Origin of the sequence: Kitasatospora sp. NPDC093550 (assembly GCF_044764985.1) — a bacterium.
In the GTDB taxonomy this organism is placed as follows: domain Bacteria; phylum Actinomycetota; class Actinomycetes; order Streptomycetales; family Streptomycetaceae; genus Kitasatospora.
The window spans coordinates 62,469-77,565 of the sequence record NZ_JBIWJF010000031.1; the positions used below are offsets into that span (position 1 = coordinate 62,469).

Consider the following 15,097-nt stretch of genomic DNA (forward strand, 5'->3'; position numbering starts at 1 on the left):
AGATGTCGTCCGACCAGTCCGACCGTACGGACCGGCCCGAGCGGGTCGACCGGCCGTCGGTCCTCGGCCCGGCCGCCGGCTTCGGCGTGACCTTCAAGGCCATGTTCAAGAAGCGGCTCACCGAGCAGTACCCGGAGCAGAAGAAGCCCACCGCTCCGCGCTTCCACGGCCGCCACCAGCTGAACCGGCATCCGGACGGCCTGGAGAAGTGCGTCGGCTGCGAGCTGTGCGCGTGGGCGTGCCCGGCCGACGCGATCTACGTGGAGGGCGCGGACAACCGGGACGAGGAGCGCTACTCGCCCGGTGAGCGCTACGGCGCGGTGTACCAGATCAACTACGCCCGCTGCATCCTGTGCGGGCTGTGCATCGAGGCCTGCCCGACCCGCGCGCTGACCATGACCAACGAGTACGAGCTGGCCGACTCCTCGCGGCGGGACCTGATCTTCACCAAGGAGCAGCTGCTGGTGGGCCTGTCCGAGGGCATGGTCGACACCCCGCACGCGATCTTCCCGGGCGCCGACGAGGGCGCGTACTACCGGGGCGAGATCACCGCGGCGGCGCCGGGGACGGTCCAGCAGGAGCGCACCGACCGGGAGAAGGAGGTGCGGCAGTGAACCCGTTGACCCTGGCGGCGACCGGGACGACCTCCACCGGTGAGGCCGTCCAGTTCTGGGTGCTCGCGGTGATCGCGGTCGGCGGCGCGCTCGGCATGCTGCTGATGCGGAAGGCCGTGCACAGCGCGCTCTGCCTGGCGGCCACCATGCTGGCGCTGGCGGTCTGTTACATGGCGCAGGGCGCGGTGTTCCTGGGCGTGGTGCAGATCGTCGTCTACACCGGCGCGATCATGATGCTGTTCCTGTTCGTGGTGATGCTGGTCGGCGTGACCAGCGAGGACTCCCTCAAGGAGCAGCTGAAGGGGCAGCGGTTCGCCGCGGTGCTGTGCGGCCTGGGCTTCGGCGTGCTGCTGGTCGCCGGGATCGCCAACGCGAAGCTGGACCACTTCACCGGGCTGTCCGAGGCGAACGCCGAGGGCAACGTGCCGGGCCTGGCCCGGCTGATCTTCACCCGGTACGTCTGGGCCTTCGAGGTCACCGGCGCGCTGCTGATCACCGCCGCGATCGGCGCGATGGTGCTGACCCACCGCGAGCACGTGAAGGCGCCGAAGACCCAGCGCGAGCTGGCGGCGCAGCGGGTCAAGGACAACATCCAGGTGCCGCCGCTGCCGGCGCCGGGCGTGTACGCGCGGCACAACGCGGTGGACGTGCCCGGCCTGCTGCCGGACGGCTCGATCGCCGAGGACTCGGTGATGGCGACGCTGCGCGAGCGCGGCCAGATCCGGGACGTCAGCCAGGCGATGCTGCAGCGGATGGCGGAGCTGGAGAACAGCACGGCGGACTGGCTGGGCCGTCCGTCCTCGGAGCGGCCGCCGGTGACCGGTCCGCGCAAGTCGCTGGAGCCGGTGCCGAATCACGAGCCGGCCCGGCGCGGCGTGGCGAACGGCGAGAACGGCGAGAACGGCCGGACGGGCGAGGAGGGCGCGGAGTGAACCCGGTCAACTACCTGTACCTGTCCGCCCTGTTGTTCACCATCGGCGCCTCCGGGGTGCTGATCCGGCGCAACGCGATCGTGCTGTTCATGTGCGTGGAGCTGATGCTGAACGCCTCGAACCTGGCGCTGGTGACCTTCTCCCGGATGCACGGGACCCTGGACGGCCAGATCATCGCGTTCTTCACGATGGTGGTCGCGGCGGCCGAGGTCGTGGTCGGCCTCGCCATCATCGTCTCCATCTTCCGGACCAGGCACTCCGCTTCGGTCGACGACAGCAACCTGATGAAGCTGTAGGCGGAGGACCTCGGTGAACTCTCTCATTCCGCTGCTGGTGGCGGCCCCCCTGGCCGGTGCCGCCCTGCTGCTGCTCGGCGGCCGCGCGCTGGACCGGTTCGGCCACTGGCTCGCCACCGCCTTCGCGGCGCTCTCGTTCGGCTTCGGCCTGGCGCTCTTCTCGGACATGCTCGGCCGTGACGCCGAGCACCGGGCGGTCACCAAGCACCTGTTCACCTGGGTGCAGGTGAACGCCTTCCAGGCCGACGTCTCCTTCCGGCTCGACCAGTTGTCGATGACCTTCGTCCTGCTGATCACCGGTGTCGGCACGCTGATCCACCTCTACTCGGTCGGCTACATGGCGCACGACGAGCGCCGGCGCCGCTTCTTCGCGTACCTGAACCTGTTCCTGGCCGCCATGCTGCTGCTGGTGGTCGCCGACAACTACCTGCTGCTGTACTTCGGTTGGGAGGGCGTGGGCCTGGCCTCGTACCTGCTGATCGGCTTCTGGCAGCACAAGCCGAGCGCGGCGACGGCGGCGAAGAAGGCGTTCCTCGTCAACCGGGTCGGCGACATGGGCCTGTCCATCGCGATCATGCTGATGTTCGCCGAGTTCGGTTCCTTCGCCTTCGACCCGGTCTTCGGCGGAGCGCACCAGGCGAGCGAGGGCAAGCTGACGGCGATCGGCCTGATGCTGCTGCTGGCGGCCTGCGGCAAGTCGGCGCAGGTGCCGCTGCAGTCCTGGCTCGGGGACGCCATGGAGGGCCCGACCCCGGTGTCGGCGCTGATCCACGCGGCCACCATGGTGACCGCCGGCGTCTACCTGATCACCCGCTCCTCGGCGATCTTCGACCTGGCGCCGGACGCGCAGACCGCCGTGGTGGTGGTCGGCGCGGTCACGCTGCTGTTCGGTGCGATCGTCGGTTGCGCCAAGGACGACATCAAGAAGGCGCTGGCCGGCTCGACCATGTCGCAGATCGGCTACATGGTGCTGGCGGCCGGGCTCGGCCCGATCGGCTACGCCTTCGCGATCATGCACCTGGTGACCCACGGCTTCTTCAAGGCCGGGCTGTTCCTGGGCGCCGGATCGGTCATGCACGGCATGGACGACGAGGTGAACATGCGGCACTACGGCGGCCTGCGGAAGTACATGCCGGTCACCTTCGTCACCTTCGGCCTCGGCTACCTGGCGATCATCGGCTTCCCGGGCCTGTCCGGGTTCTTCTCGAAGGACAAGATCATCGAGGCGGCCTTCGCCAAGGGCGGCACCGAGGGCTGGATCCTCGGCCTGTGCGCGCTGGTCGGCGCCGCCGTCACCGCGTTCTACATGACCCGGGTGATGGTGCTGACCTTCTTCGGCGAGAAGCGCTGGCAGCCCGACGCCCAGGGCAACGCCCCGCACCCGCACGAGTCGCCGAAGACCATGACGGTCCCGATGGTCCTGCTGGCCTTCGGCTCGGTCTTCGCGGGCGGGCTGTTCGCCTTCAACGACTCCTTCCTGAAGTGGCTGGAGCCGGTCACCGGCTACGAGGAGGGCAACTCCCCGCTGACCCCGCTGACCGTCACCCTGCTGACCACGGCCTGCATGCTGGCCGGCGTCGGCCTGGCGTACCTGATGTACGGCCGCGCGCCCGTCCCGGTGGTGCCGCCGGTGGGCTCCCCGCTCACCCGGGCCGCCCGCCGCGACCTGCTGCAGGACGACTTCAACCACGCGGTGCTGGTGCGGCCGGGCTCGGCGCTCGCCGCGACGCTGGTCTACTTCGACAGCCGCGGCCTGGACGGCTTCGTCAACGGCCTGGCCGCCACGATCGGCGGACTGTCCGGCCGGCTGCGGCGGGTCCAGAACGGCTTCGTCCGCTCGTACGCGCTCTCCATGTTCGGCGGCACGCTGGTGCTGGTCGCCACGACTCTCCTGATGAGGTCCGTGTGATGAAGAGGGATTCCGCAACTCGCGGGGGAGGTCGAGCATGAGTGCCCTCCTGTCCGCCACCTGCGCCGTCCCGGCGGCCGGCGCGGTGCTGACCGCCGCCCTGCCGGCCGGGTCGACCGAGTCCCGGCGCCGGACCACCAAGGTCGTCGCCCTGGGCGTCTCGGCCGTCACCCTGGTGCTGGCCGCCCTGGTCGCCACCCGGTTCGACCCGCACGGTGACCGCTACCAGCTGACCGAGTCGTACAGCTGGATCCGCTCCTTCGGCATCACCTTCTCGCTCGGCGTGGACGGCATCGGCGCCGTCCTCGCCCTGCTCACCGCGGTCCTGGTGCCGATGGTGATGCTCGCCTCCTGGCACGACGCCGACCCGGCGCCGGCCGGGCCGGACGGCAGCTTCGAGAACCTCCGCCGCACCCAGGCCTTCTTCGCCCTGATCCTGGCGGTGGAGGCGATGGTGGTCGTCTCCTTCTACGCCACCGACGTCTTCGTGTTCTACGTGTTCTTCGAAGCCATGCTGATCCCGATGTACTTCCTGATCGGCGGCTTCGGCGACCGGGCCGGCGGACCGGAGGCGGCGCGCCAGCGCTCGTACGCGGCCGTGAAGTTCCTGCTCTACAACCTGCTCGGCGGCCTGGTGATGCTGGCCGCCGTGATCGGCCTGTACGTGATCGCGCAGGACCAGGGCTTCGGCACCTTCGACCTGCCGACCCTCACCAACGCGATCGCCGACGGCCGGCTGCAGCTGAGCGGCACCGCCGAGAAGGCGCTGTTCCTGGGCTTCTTCTTCGCCTTCGCGGTGAAGGCCCCGCTGTGGCCGCTGCACACCTGGCTGCCGAACGCGATGGGCGAGGCCACCGCCGGCACCGCGGTGCTGATCACCGCGGTGGTGGACAAGGTCGGCACCTTCGCGATGCTGCGCTTCTGCCTCGGACTGTTCCCGCACGCCTCGAAGACGTTCGCCCCGGCGATCCTGGTCCTCTCGCTGGTCGGGATCGTCTACGGCGCGCTGCTGGCGGTCGGCCAGAAGGACATCAAGCGGCTGGTCGCCTACGCGTCGATCTCGCACTTCGGCTTCATCATCATGGGCGTCTTCGCCCTGACCAGCCAGGGCCAGAGCGGTGCGACCCTCTACATGGTCAACCACGGGCTGTCCACGGCCGCGTGGATGCTGGTGGCCGGCTTCCTGATCTCCCGCCGCGGCTCGCGGCTGATCGCCGACTACGGCGGGGTGCAGAAGGTCGCCCCGGTGCTCGCCGGGACCTTCCTGATCGGCAGCCTGGCCACCCTGTCGCTGCCCGGTCTGGCCCCGTTCGTCAGCGAGTTCCTGGTGCTGGTGGGCACCTTCACCCGCTACCCGGCGATCGGGATCGTCGCCACCTTCGGCATCGTGCTGGCCGCGCTGTACGCCCTGCTGCTGTACCAGCGCACCATGACCGGCCCGGTGAAGGAGGGCGTGCGCGCGATCCCGGACCTCAAGGCCCGCGAACTCGCCGTGGTCGCCCCGCTGGTGGCGCTGACCGTCCTGCTCGGCGTCTACCCCAAGCCGCTCACCGACCTGGTCAACCCCTCGGTGAACGCGACGCTCTCGCAGGTCCACCAGACCGACCCGGCACCGGCCCACCCGGTCGCCGCCACCCCAGGAGGTGAGCAGAAGTGAACGCCCCCGCAGTGCTCGCCGCCGCCGGCGGGAACACCCCCAGCATCCCGGCGCCGCACATCGAGTACGGCCAACTCTCCCCGATGCTCGTGGTGTTCGGCGCCGCCGTGGCCGGGATCCTGGTGGAGGCCTTCGTGCCCCGCCGGTACCGGCACTGGACGCAGGTGACGCTGGCCCTGGCCGGGCTGGTCGGCGCCTTCGTCGCCGTGGTGGTGCTGGCCGTGCAGAGCCACGGCTTCACCCGGATCGACCTGCTGGCCATGGAGTCGGTCGCGCTGGACGGCCCGGCGATGTTCCTGCAGGGCGTGATCCTGCTGGCCTCGGTGGTCGCGGTGCTCACCTACGCCGAGCGGAAGCTGGAGCCCAAGGCCGGCGGCCTGCCCGCCGACGCCTTCGCCGCCCAGGCCGCCGCCACCCCCGGCGGCGAGCAGGAGCGGGCGGCCGTCCGGGCCGGCTTCGCCACCAGCGAGGTCTTCCCGCTCACCATGTTCGCGGTCGGCGGCATGCTGCTGTTCCCCGCCGCCAACGACCTGCTGACCATGTTCGTGGCGCTGGAGGTCTTCTCCCTGCCGCTGTACCTGCTGTGCGCCCTGGCCCGGCGCCGCCGGCTGCTCTCCCAGGAGGCGGCGGTCAAGTACTTCCTGCTCGGTGCCTTCGCCTCGGCGTTCTTCCTGTTCGGCACCGCGCTGCTGTACGGCTACGCGGGCAGCGTGAAGCTCGGCGACATCGGGGACGTCATCTCCGGCAAGGCGATGACCACCCCCGCCCAGCTGAGCAGCACCCGCAGCGACGTGCTGGTGCTGACCGGCCTGGCGATGCTCGCGGTCGGCCTGCTGTTCAAGGTCGCCGCGGTGCCCTTCCACTCCTGGACCCCGGACGTCTACCAGGGCGCGCCGACCCCGGTGACCGGCTTCATGGCGGCGGCCACCAAGGTCGCGGCCTTCGGGGCCTTCCTGCGCCTGTTCTACGTGGCCTTCCCCGGCCTGCGGCTGGACTGGCGGCCGGTGATGTGGGGCGTGGCCATCCTCACCATGGTGGTGGGCGCGGTGCTGGCGGTGACCCAGCAGGACGTGAAGCGGCTGCTGGCGTACTCCTCGATCGCCCACGCCGGGTTCATCCTCACCGGCGTGATCGCCGTCAACAAGCAGGGCATCTCCTCGGTGTTGTTCTACCTGCTGGCGTACTCCTTCGTGACGCTGGGCGCGTTCGCCGTGGTCACCCTGGTGCGCGACTCCAAGGGCGAGGCGACCCACCTGTCCAGCTGGGCCGGGCTGGGGCGGCGCTCGCCGCTGGTGGCGGCGGTGTTCGCACTGTTCCTGCTGGCCTTCGCCGGGATCCCGCTGACCTCCGGCTTCACCGGGAAGTTCGCGGTGTTCCAGGCCGCGGCGAGCGGCGGGGCCACGCCGCTGGTGATCGTCGGTGTGCTGAGCTCGGCGGTGGCCGCGTTCTTCTACATCCGGGTCATCGTGCTGATGTTCTTCTCGGACCCGCAGCCGGGCGGCCCCACGGTGGCGATCCCGAGCGCCTTCACGGCGACCGCGATCGGGGTGGGGGTGCTGGTCACGCTGGGTCTCGGCCTGCTGCCGCAGTACTTCCTCGACCTCGCCTCGAAGGCCTCGCTGTTCGTGCGCTGACCGATCGCGTCCGCCGCTCCCGACCAGGGCCCGTCCGGGCCGCGCCCGTCCGCGCGGCCCGGACGGGTCTTTGTCGGCACCCGGGCGGGAACGGTTCCGGCCGGTCTCCCGCCTTTATTCCCAGCCGAATTCACCCCCACCGCCGTACGGCCCGCACAGCCGCCCTGACCAGGGCATCCGGCCCGATCATGACAGGATCCGCACGCCCGTGCAGTGATCCACTCGCGACCGGATACCCTGCCTGTATGGCCAGCGGCGGCACTCAGGGACCAGGCCGCTAGATCGACCAGGGACAGAGGAGTGGTCTTCGTGACCGTCGTGGAACCCTTCGGGCTCAGCGTGCAGGACCGCGACCTGACCCGGGACGTCCAGGCCGGACTGGACGCGGTGGAGGCGGCTCTCGGCGAGGCCGTCAAGAGCGACGTCCCCTTCATCACCGTCACCGCCAGTCACCTCCTCGAAGCCGGTGGCAAGCGCTTCCGGCCGCTGCTCCTGCTGCTGGCCGCCCAGTTCGGCGACCCGGGGGCGCCCGGCGTGGTGCCGGCCGCCGTGGTCGTCGAGCTCACCCACCTGGCCACGCTGTACCACGACGACGTCATGGACGAGGCCCCGGTGCGCCGCGGCGCCCCCAGCGCCAACTCCCGCTGGGACAACTCCGTCGCCATCCTCACCGGTGACTTCCTGTTCTCCCGCGCCTCCCAGGTGCTCGCCGACCTCGGCCCGGAGGCCGTGCGGATGCAGGCCGAGGCCTTCGAGCGGCTGGTCACCGGCCAGATCCTGGAGACCCGCGGCCCCGGCTCGGACATGGACCCGCTGCTGCACTACCTGGACGTGCTGGAGGGCAAGACCGGGTCGCTGATCGCCGTCTCCTGCCGGATGGGAGCGCTGATGGCCGGCGCCGAGCCCGAGCTGGTGGACACCCTCGGCGAGTTCGGCGAGCGGATCGGCATCGCCTTCCAGCTGGCCGACGACGTCCTCGACATCGCCAGCGACGGCCACGAGTCCGGCAAGACCCCCGGCACCGACCTGCGCGAGGGCGTGCCCACCCTGCCGACCCTGCTGCTGCAGCAGATGCCCGCCGACCCGTCCGACCCGGACGACGCCCGGCTGCGCGAGCTGCTCACCCAGGACCTCTCGGACGACGAGCTGCACGCCGAGGCGCTGCGCCTGATGCGGGCCCACCCCGCGCTGGAGCGCGCCCGCGCCGAGACGCTGCGCCGGGCCGAGGAGGCCCGGGCGCTGCTCGCCCCGCTGCCGGAGTGCCCGGCGAAGACGGCCCTGGTCGGGCTCTGCGACGCGGTGGCCATCCGCACCATGTGATCCGGCGGGGCCGGGCCGCCTCCGCGGCGCCCGGTGCCGTGCCCGCCCGCGGTGCCCCGGCCATCCCGGGCACCGGGCCTCCGGCGGGCCCCCGGATGGGGGAGACTGACTCCCGTCAGCTCAGCCCAGCCGGGAAGGTCGCCATGCGTCGCGTCGTCATCGCCGAGGACTCCGTACTGCTGCGGGAGGGACTGACCCGGCTGCTCACCGACCGCGGTCTGGAGGTCGTCGCGGGCGTCGGGGACGGCGAGGCCCTGGTCAAGACCATCCACGACCTGGCCGCCGCGGACGCGCTGCCGGACGTGGTGGTCTCCGACGTGCGGATGCCCCCGTCCCACACCGACGAGGGCCTGCGCGCCTGCGTGGAACTGCGCGGCCGCTACCCTCAGCTGAACGTGCTGGTGCTGTCACAGTTCGTGGAGGAACGTTACGCCTCGGAGCTGCTGGCCGGATCCACCCGGGGCGTCGGCTACCTGCTCAAGGACCGGGTCGCCGAGGTGCGCGAGTTCGCCGACGCCGTGCTCCGGGTCGCCGAGGGCGGCACCGCGCTGGACCCGGAGGTCGTGCAGCAGCTGCTCAGCCGCAGCCGCAAGGGCGATGTTCTGGCCAATCTCACGCCGCGCGAGCGCGAAGTGCTCGCACTGATGGCCGAGGGCCGCACCAACGCCGCGGTGGCCAAGCAGCTGGTGGTCTCCGACGGCGCGGTGGAGAAGCACGTCAGCAACATCTTCCTCAAGTTGGGCCTGGCCCAGAGCCCGGAGGACCACCGCCGGGTGCTGGCCGTGCTGACCTACCTCAACTCCTAGCCCGCGGCCCCGCGCACCGCGGGGGAACCGGGAACGGCCGCCGGAATCGGAATGATCTCCGGCGGTCGTACGTTGTTCCCCGTGTGCGGCACGGGCGCGGGCCGGTGATTTCCCGCCGCACGCGGGAGTTCCGTCCCAGGCCGACTCCACCCGCATAGGATGCGGGAGGTGCACCAGGCGGACGGGGCACGGGGCCGCGCCCGCGGTGGTGTGCCCTAGGAGGTCCGCGGCAGTGACCAGTCAGGTCGATCAGTCAGAGGCAGTGGACGGCTCGGACGGCGACGAGGCCCGTACCGGGAGCGGCGAGGCGCGCCCCGGCTCGAGCGCGCCCGCCGGACCGCCCGCCCCGGGCGGCCCGCCACCCGGGCGGGGCAAGCCGATCCGCAGACTCGACCGGGTGATCATCCGTTTCGCCGGCGACTCCGGTGACGGCATGCAGCTCACCGGTGACCGGTTCACCTCGGAGACGGCGTCCTTCGGCAACGACCTGTCCACGCTGCCGAACTTCCCGGCCGAGATCCGCGCTCCCGCCGGCACCCTGCCGGGCGTCTCGTCCTTCCAACTGCACTTCGCCGACCACGACATCCTGACCCCGGGCGACGCCCCGAACGTGCTGGTCGCGATGAACCCGGCCGCCCTCAAGGCCAACCTGCCGGACCTGCCGCGCGGCGCCGAGATCATCGTCAACACCGACGAGTTCACCAAGCGGGCGCTGGCCAAGGTCGGCTACCCGGCGGACCCGCTGACCGACGGCTCGCTGGACGGCTTCCACCTGCACAAGGTGCCGCTGACCACGCTGACCCTGGAGGCGCTCAAGGACAGCGGCCTGGCGCGCAAGGACGCCGAGCGGGCGAAGAACATGTTCGCCCTGGGCCTGCTGTCCTGGATGTACCACCGGCCCACGCACGGCACCGAGACCTTCCTGCGCGGCAAGTTCGCCAAGAAGCCGCAGATCGCCGAGGCGAACATCCACGCCTTCCGGGCGGGCTGGAACTTCGGCGAGACCACCGAGTCCTTCGCGGTCTCCTACGAGGTGCCGCCGGCCAAGCTCCCGGCCGGGCGCTACCGCAACATCTCCGGCAACCTCGCCCTCTCCTACGGGCTGATCGCGGCCGCCGAGCGCTCGGGCCTGCCGCTGTACCTGGGCTCGTACCCGATCACCCCGGCCTCGGACATCCTGCACGAGCTGAGCAAGCACAAGAACTTCGGGGTGCGCACCTTCCAGGCGGAGGACGAGATCGCCGGCATCGGTGCCGCGCTCGGCGCCGCGTTCGGCGGGGCGCTCGGGGTGACCACCACCTCCGGTCCCGGGGTGGCGCTCAAGAGCGAGACGATCGGCCTGGCGGTCTCGCTCGAACTGCCGCTGCTGGTCGTGGACATCCAGCGCGGCGGCCCCTCCACCGGTCTGCCGACCAAGACCGAGCAGGCGGACCTGCTGCAGGCGATGTTCGGCCGCAACGGCGAGGCCCCGGTGCCGATCGTCGCCCCGGCCACGCCCGCCGAGTGCTTCGACGCGGCGCTGGAGGCGGCCCGGATCGCGGTGACCTACCGGACCCCGGTCTTCCTGCTCTCCGACGGCTACCTGGCCAACGGATCGGAGCCCTGGCGGATCCCGGCCGTCGACGAACTGCCCGCGATCGAGCCGCGGTTCGCGACCGGGCCGAACCGCGAGGACGGGGCCTTCTGGCCGTACCTGCGCGACCCGCGGACGCTGGCGCGGCCCTGGGCGCTGCCCGGCACACCCGGTCTGGAGCACCGGATCGGCGGCATCGAGAAGCAGGACGGCACCGGGAACATCTCCTACGACCCGGCCAACCACGACTTCATGGTCCGCACCCGGCAGGCCAAGGTCGACGGCATCACCGTGAAGCCGGTCGAGGTGGACGACCCCACCGGTGACGCCCGGGTGCTGGTCCTCGGCTGGGGCTCGACGTACGGGCCGATCACCGCGGCGGTGCGCCGGGTGCGCGCGGACGGCGGCGAGGTCGCCCAGGCGCACCTGCGCAACCTCAACCCCTTCCCGGCCAACCTGGGCGCGGTGCTGAGGAGTTACGAGAAGGTCATCGTGCCCGAGATGAACCTCGGGCAGCTCGCCCTGCTGCTGCGGGCGAAGTACCTGGTGGACGCCGAGTCCTACAACCAGGTGCGCGGACTGCCGTTCAAGGCGGCCCAGTTGGCGGACGTGCTGTGGGCCGCGATCGGCACCCTGGACGAGGAGGACCACCGGTGAGTGACATCGACTCCGAGAAGCGTGGCTTCCCGTCGCTGAGGCTGGTGCCCAAGGCCGAAGCCCCGCAGAGCGCAAGGGACTTCAAGACCGACCAGGAGGTGCGCTGGTGCCCGGGATGCGGTGACTACGCGATCCTGGCAGCGGTGCAGTCCTTCATGCCGGAGCTCGGGATCAAGCGCGAGAACACGGTGTTCGTCTCGGGCATCGGGTGTTCCTCGCGCTTCCCGTACTACATGAACACCTACGGGGTGCACTCGATCCACGGACGGGCGCCGGCCATCGCGACCGGGCTGGCCACCGCGCGGCAGGACCTGAGCGTGTGGGTGGTGACGGGTGACGGCGACGCGCTGTCGATCGGCGGCAACCACCTGATCCACGCCCTGCGGCGGAACGTCAATCTGAAGATCCTGCTGTTCAACAACCGGATCTACGGCCTCACCAAGGGCCAGTACTCGCCGACCAGCGAACTCGGCAAGATCACCAAGTCCACCCCGATGGGCTCGCTGGACGCACCGTTCAACCCGCTGTCGCTCGCCCTCGGCGCCGAGGCCACCTTCGTCGCGCGCACCATCGACTCCGACCGCCAGCACCTGCAGTCGGTGCTGCGGGCCGCGGCCGAGCACGAGGGCACGGCGCTGGTGGAGATCTACCAGAACTGCAACATCTTCAACGACGGCGCCTTCGAGGTGCTGAAGGAGCCGGGCACCCGGGACGAGGCGCTGATCCGGCTGGAGCACGGGCAGCCCGTCCGCTTCGGTGCGGAGGGCGCGAGCGGCGTCTTCCGGGGCCCGGACGGCGAGTTGTTCACCGCGCCGGTCACCGCGGCGAACGAGGCCGAGGTGCTGGTCCACGACGCGCACGCGGCCGGCCCGGCCACCGCCTTCGCGCTCTCCCGGATCGCCGACGCCGACACCCTGCACCACACGCCGATCGGTGTGCTGCGCAGCGTCGAGCGGCCCGTCTACGACGAGCTGATGGCGGGCCAGCTGGCCGCCGCGGCCGCCGACCGGGGCCCGGGCGACCTGGCCGCGCTGCTGGCGGGCAACGACACCTGGACCGTGGACTGACCGTTCCCGGACGCGACTCGGCGCCCCTGTCCCGGCCGGGACGGGGGCGCCGAGTCGTTCGTGCGGGCCCCGCCTACCGTTCGGCCCACTCCACCAGCTCGATCACGACCCCGTTCGGGTCGGCGACCTGGAAGAGCTTCTCGCCCCACGGCTCCTCGCGCAGCGGGAGGATGACGGGGACCCCGGCCGCGCGCAGGCGGCGGTCCTCGGCGGCGATGTCCTCGACGACGAACGCCAGGATCACGCCGTCCGCGATCCGGTGGCGCTGGTCCTCGGGCAGGACTTCGAGGCCGCGCCGCAGGTAGACGACGTTCACCCCGCCGCCGGGGTGGACGAGCGAGACGAAGCCGTCGGCCGACATCTCCTCGGTGTAGCCGAAGTGGTCGCGGAGGAAGGCGGCGGAGGAGGTGACGTCCTCGACGGTCAGGGAGACGGCGGACCGGTTGATCTGCAAGGTGGAGAACCCTCTCGTCGGTGCGCGGGCGATTACCCCGTACGCAGTACACTATACACAGTACGGAGAATTGCGCCAGGGGTGTGCCGGAAACGGCCCGAGGGAGGCCCCCGGGTGCGGGAGCCCCCCTCGGGAGGTCGGTGCGGAACGCGTCAGTAGACGCAGGGGATGCCGCCGTCGGACTGGGCGTCCACGCCGGGGCCCTGCATGGGCAGGTTGGCGGCCGGGTCGGACGGGGAGCCGGTGGGGGCGGCGGGCTTGTCGCCGGCGCCGGTGAAGCCGGTGCCGAGGGTCACGACGACCCGGTCCTGGCCGACGGCGGCGGACTCGGCGGCGGTCACGCCGTAGCGGGCGGCGATCTGGTCGGCGGCCTCCTTGGCGCCCTTGCCGTAGAGCACGGTGGTGGTCTTCGGCCTGGTGGCCGCCGGACCGGTCCGGCCCTCCTTGAAGCCCATCGCGACCAGGGCCCTGGACTCGGCGGTGGAGGAGACCCCGGCCGCCGAGGAGGCGTTGAGGACGTCCACGGTGACGGCCTTCGCGGCGGTCGGCGTGGGGGTCGGGGTGGGCGCCGGAGTCGGGGTGGCGCCGGTGGACGGGGCGTCCTCCGGGGCCGGCGCGGGGGCGGCGTCGGCGTAGCCGAACAGCTGCTTGACCACCTTCTGGACCTTCGCCGGCGTCACCAGGTTGACGTCCTGGCCGTTGCGGGTGCCGAAGCCGTCGAAGGTCAGGGTGTTGAACTCGACGTTGCCGCCGGTGAGGGCCGGGGCCTGCTGGGCGAAGTCGAGGATGTTCCACTCGTTGTCGATGACGAGGTCCTTCTGTATGACGCTCATCAGCTCCTGCATCTTGCCGAGGTCGCCGATGACGCCCTTCTGCTTCAGGTTGTGCACGACGGCGGAGATGAAGGCCTGCTGGCGGTGGGTGCGGGCGAAGTCGCCGGAGTTCCCGTCGGGGCCGTCGAGGTTGTGGCGCTGGCGGACGAAGGAGAGCGCCTGGGAGGCGTTGAGGGTGTTGATGCCCTTCTTGAAGTCGGCGCCGGAGCCCTGGCCCGCCATGGCCGGGTCCTTGGTGTCGTGGGTGAGGCAGACCTGGATCGGCTCGACCGCCTTGGCGATGTCGTAGAAGCCCATCAGGTTGACCTCGGCGATGTGGTCGACGGGCTGGTCGAGGAACTTCTGCACGGTGCGGATGGTGGCCGCCCGCCCGATGTCGCGGCCGGCCTTCTCCAGGGCGGCACCCTTGAGGCCCTTGGCCCGAAGGCCCGCGTCGGCCTTCTCCTTGGCCGCGCCGTAGGCCTCCTTGATCTTGGCCATGCCCAGCTGGGAGCCGTCGGCGTCGTAGGTCATCACGTAGTCGTCGCGCGGTATGGAGACGGCCTGCACCTTGCCGCCGTTCGCCGGGATGTGCAGCAGGATCAGCGAGTTGGTGTTGTAGCCGCCGATGTCGGAGCTGTGGCCGGCGTGCAGCTCGTCCTGGACGAACTGCGGGGGCAGGTCCGAACCGTCCATGTTCTTGCGGCTGTCCAGGCCGATGAGCAGCAGGTTGACCGAGTTGTCGAGGTGCTTGGGGGCGTCCTTCTTCGTCTCGGCGATGACGTTGGAGGTGGTCATCCCGTCGGTGAGCCGCTTGTACTCGTACCAGACCACCCCGCTGGCGGCGAACACCGCCAGCCCGGCGGTGCAGGCCACCACCCGGCCCGCGATCAGCAGCGGGGACCGGGTGCGGGCCGTCGGGGCCCCGGAGGCGCGCCGGGCCGCGGCCCGGCCGCCCTCGTGCGGTTCGCCGTGCTCGTGCGGTGCGCGGTGCTCGTGCGGTGCGCCGTGCTCAGCCATGCTGCCCCCTCCGGCCCCGGACCAGCCGGACCGCGATCACCAGCAGCGCCGCCGCCGCGGCCTGCGCCATCACGGGAAAACCGTGCACCACCCACTTCGCGGCGCCGGTGGCGAGCGCCTTGCCCTGGTAGAGCTCGCGGTTGGCCAGCAGCTCGGCGGCGGCCGTCACGCCCAGCACGACCAGCGGGGAGGCGGCCAGCACCCACCACCAGCCGTTGCGGGTGCTCAGGGCGGCGGCCAGGCCGGTGCCGAGCACCGCGGCCAGGGTGAAGGCCAGGCCCATGCCGGGTCCGGAGAGTTCGCTGACCGCCGCGCCCGCCGCCGGCAGGCCGACCGCGGCCACCGC

General features: G+C 71.3%; 13 protein-coding genes. 10 read left to right on the forward strand and 3 right to left on the reverse strand.

Features of this window, described 5'->3' with window-relative positions; translation table 11 throughout:
* The first annotated feature begins 2 nt into the window (after positions 1-2).
* The 10 genes from nuoI to ACIRD3_RS34005 all read left to right on the forward strand — a co-directional run bounded on the left by nuoI (position 3) and on the right by ACIRD3_RS34005 (position 12,465).
* Entirely contained in the window at positions 3-614 is a 612-nt protein-coding gene (gene nuoI, locus ACIRD3_RS33960) for an NADH-quinone oxidoreductase subunit NuoI (protein ID WP_402224251.1), read from the forward strand.
* Complete coding sequence (locus ACIRD3_RS33965) at positions 611-1,546, forward strand: NADH-quinone oxidoreductase subunit J (RefSeq protein WP_402224253.1); 936 nt, start codon at positions 611-613, stop codon at positions 1,544-1,546. Before nuoI ends, ACIRD3_RS33965 begins: the two co-directional genes overlap by 4 nt.
* Positions 1,543-1,842 carry an NADH-quinone oxidoreductase subunit NuoK gene (gene nuoK / locus ACIRD3_RS33970; RefSeq protein ID WP_030235394.1) on the forward strand — a complete coding sequence of 100 codons (300 nt, stop codon included), beginning with the start codon at positions 1,543-1,545 and terminating at the stop codon, positions 1,840-1,842. The genes ACIRD3_RS33965 and nuoK overlap by 4 nt, the downstream gene beginning before the upstream one ends.
* Before the next feature lie 13 nt (positions 1,843-1,855).
* On the forward strand, positions 1,856-3,751 hold the full coding sequence (gene nuoL / locus ACIRD3_RS33975) for an NADH-quinone oxidoreductase subunit L (protein WP_402224256.1): 1,896 nt from the start codon (positions 1,856-1,858) through the stop codon (positions 3,749-3,751).
* Positions 3,752-3,788: 37 nt separating this feature from the next.
* Positions 3,789-5,408 carry an NADH-quinone oxidoreductase subunit M gene (locus ACIRD3_RS33980; RefSeq protein ID WP_402224258.1) on the forward strand — a complete coding sequence of 540 codons (1,620 nt, stop codon included), beginning with the start codon at positions 3,789-3,791 and terminating at the stop codon, positions 5,406-5,408.
* Positions 5,405-7,042, forward strand: coding sequence for an NADH-quinone oxidoreductase subunit NuoN (nuoN, locus tag ACIRD3_RS33985; protein ID WP_402224261.1), 1,638 nt, complete (start codon positions 5,405-5,407; stop codon positions 7,040-7,042). Before ACIRD3_RS33980 ends, nuoN begins: the two co-directional genes overlap by 4 nt.
* 309 nt (positions 7,043-7,351) lie before the next feature.
* The gene (locus ACIRD3_RS33990; RefSeq protein ID WP_402224263.1) at positions 7,352-8,362 is read left to right on the forward strand and encodes a polyprenyl synthetase family protein; all 1,011 of its coding nucleotides are present in this window, start codon (positions 7,352-7,354) and stop codon (positions 8,360-8,362) included.
* Positions 8,363-8,505: 143 nt separating this feature from the next.
* Positions 8,506-9,168, forward strand: coding sequence for a response regulator (locus ACIRD3_RS33995; protein WP_402224266.1), 663 nt, complete (start codon positions 8,506-8,508; stop codon positions 9,166-9,168).
* 232 nt (positions 9,169-9,400) lie between these two features.
* Positions 9,401-11,398 carry a 2-oxoacid:acceptor oxidoreductase subunit alpha gene (locus ACIRD3_RS34000; RefSeq protein WP_402224269.1) on the forward strand — a complete coding sequence of 666 codons (1,998 nt, stop codon included), beginning with the start codon at positions 9,401-9,403 and terminating at the stop codon, positions 11,396-11,398.
* A 5-nt stretch (positions 11,399-11,403) separates the two neighbouring features.
* Positions 11,404-12,465, forward strand: coding sequence for a thiamine pyrophosphate-dependent enzyme (locus ACIRD3_RS34005; RefSeq protein WP_402224311.1), 1,062 nt, complete (start codon positions 11,404-11,406; stop codon positions 12,463-12,465).
* 73 nt (positions 12,466-12,538) lie between these two features.
* Here the strand turns inward: ACIRD3_RS34005 and ACIRD3_RS34010 are convergent, their stop codons facing one another.
* From ACIRD3_RS34010 to ACIRD3_RS34020, 3 genes are all read right to left on the reverse strand, one after another.
* Positions 12,539-12,919 carry a VOC family protein gene (locus ACIRD3_RS34010; RefSeq protein ID WP_402224271.1) on the reverse strand — a complete coding sequence of 127 codons (381 nt, stop codon included), beginning with the start codon at positions 12,917-12,919 and terminating at the stop codon, positions 12,539-12,541.
* A 152-nt stretch (positions 12,920-13,071) separates the two neighbouring features.
* The gene (locus ACIRD3_RS34015; RefSeq protein WP_402224274.1) at positions 13,072-14,751 is read right to left on the reverse strand and encodes an LCP family protein; all 1,680 of its coding nucleotides are present in this window, start codon (positions 14,749-14,751) and stop codon (positions 13,072-13,074) included.
* Positions 14,744-15,094: a DUF6542 domain-containing protein gene (locus tag ACIRD3_RS34020; protein ID WP_402224275.1), complete on the reverse strand. Its 351-nt coding sequence runs from the start codon at positions 15,092-15,094 to the stop codon at positions 14,744-14,746. Before ACIRD3_RS34020 ends, ACIRD3_RS34015 begins: the two co-directional genes overlap by 8 nt.
* Between the last annotated feature and the right edge of the window lie 3 nt (positions 15,095-15,097).

Coding starts and splice junctions, on each gene's coding strand:
- nuoI (WP_402224251.1), top strand. CDS start 3: ATGTCGTCCGACCAGTCCGACCGTACGGACCGGCCCGAGCGGGTCGAC.
- ACIRD3_RS33980 (WP_402224258.1), top strand. CDS start 3,789: ATGAGTGCCCTCCTGTCCGCCACCTGCGCCGTCCCGGCGGCCGGCGCG.
- ACIRD3_RS33995 (WP_402224266.1), top strand. CDS start 8,506: ATGCGTCGCGTCGTCATCGCCGAGGACTCCGTACTGCTGCGGGAGGGA.
- ACIRD3_RS34015 (WP_402224274.1), bottom strand. CDS start 14,751: ATGGCTGAGCACGGCGCACCGCACGAGCACCGCGCACCGCACGAGCAC.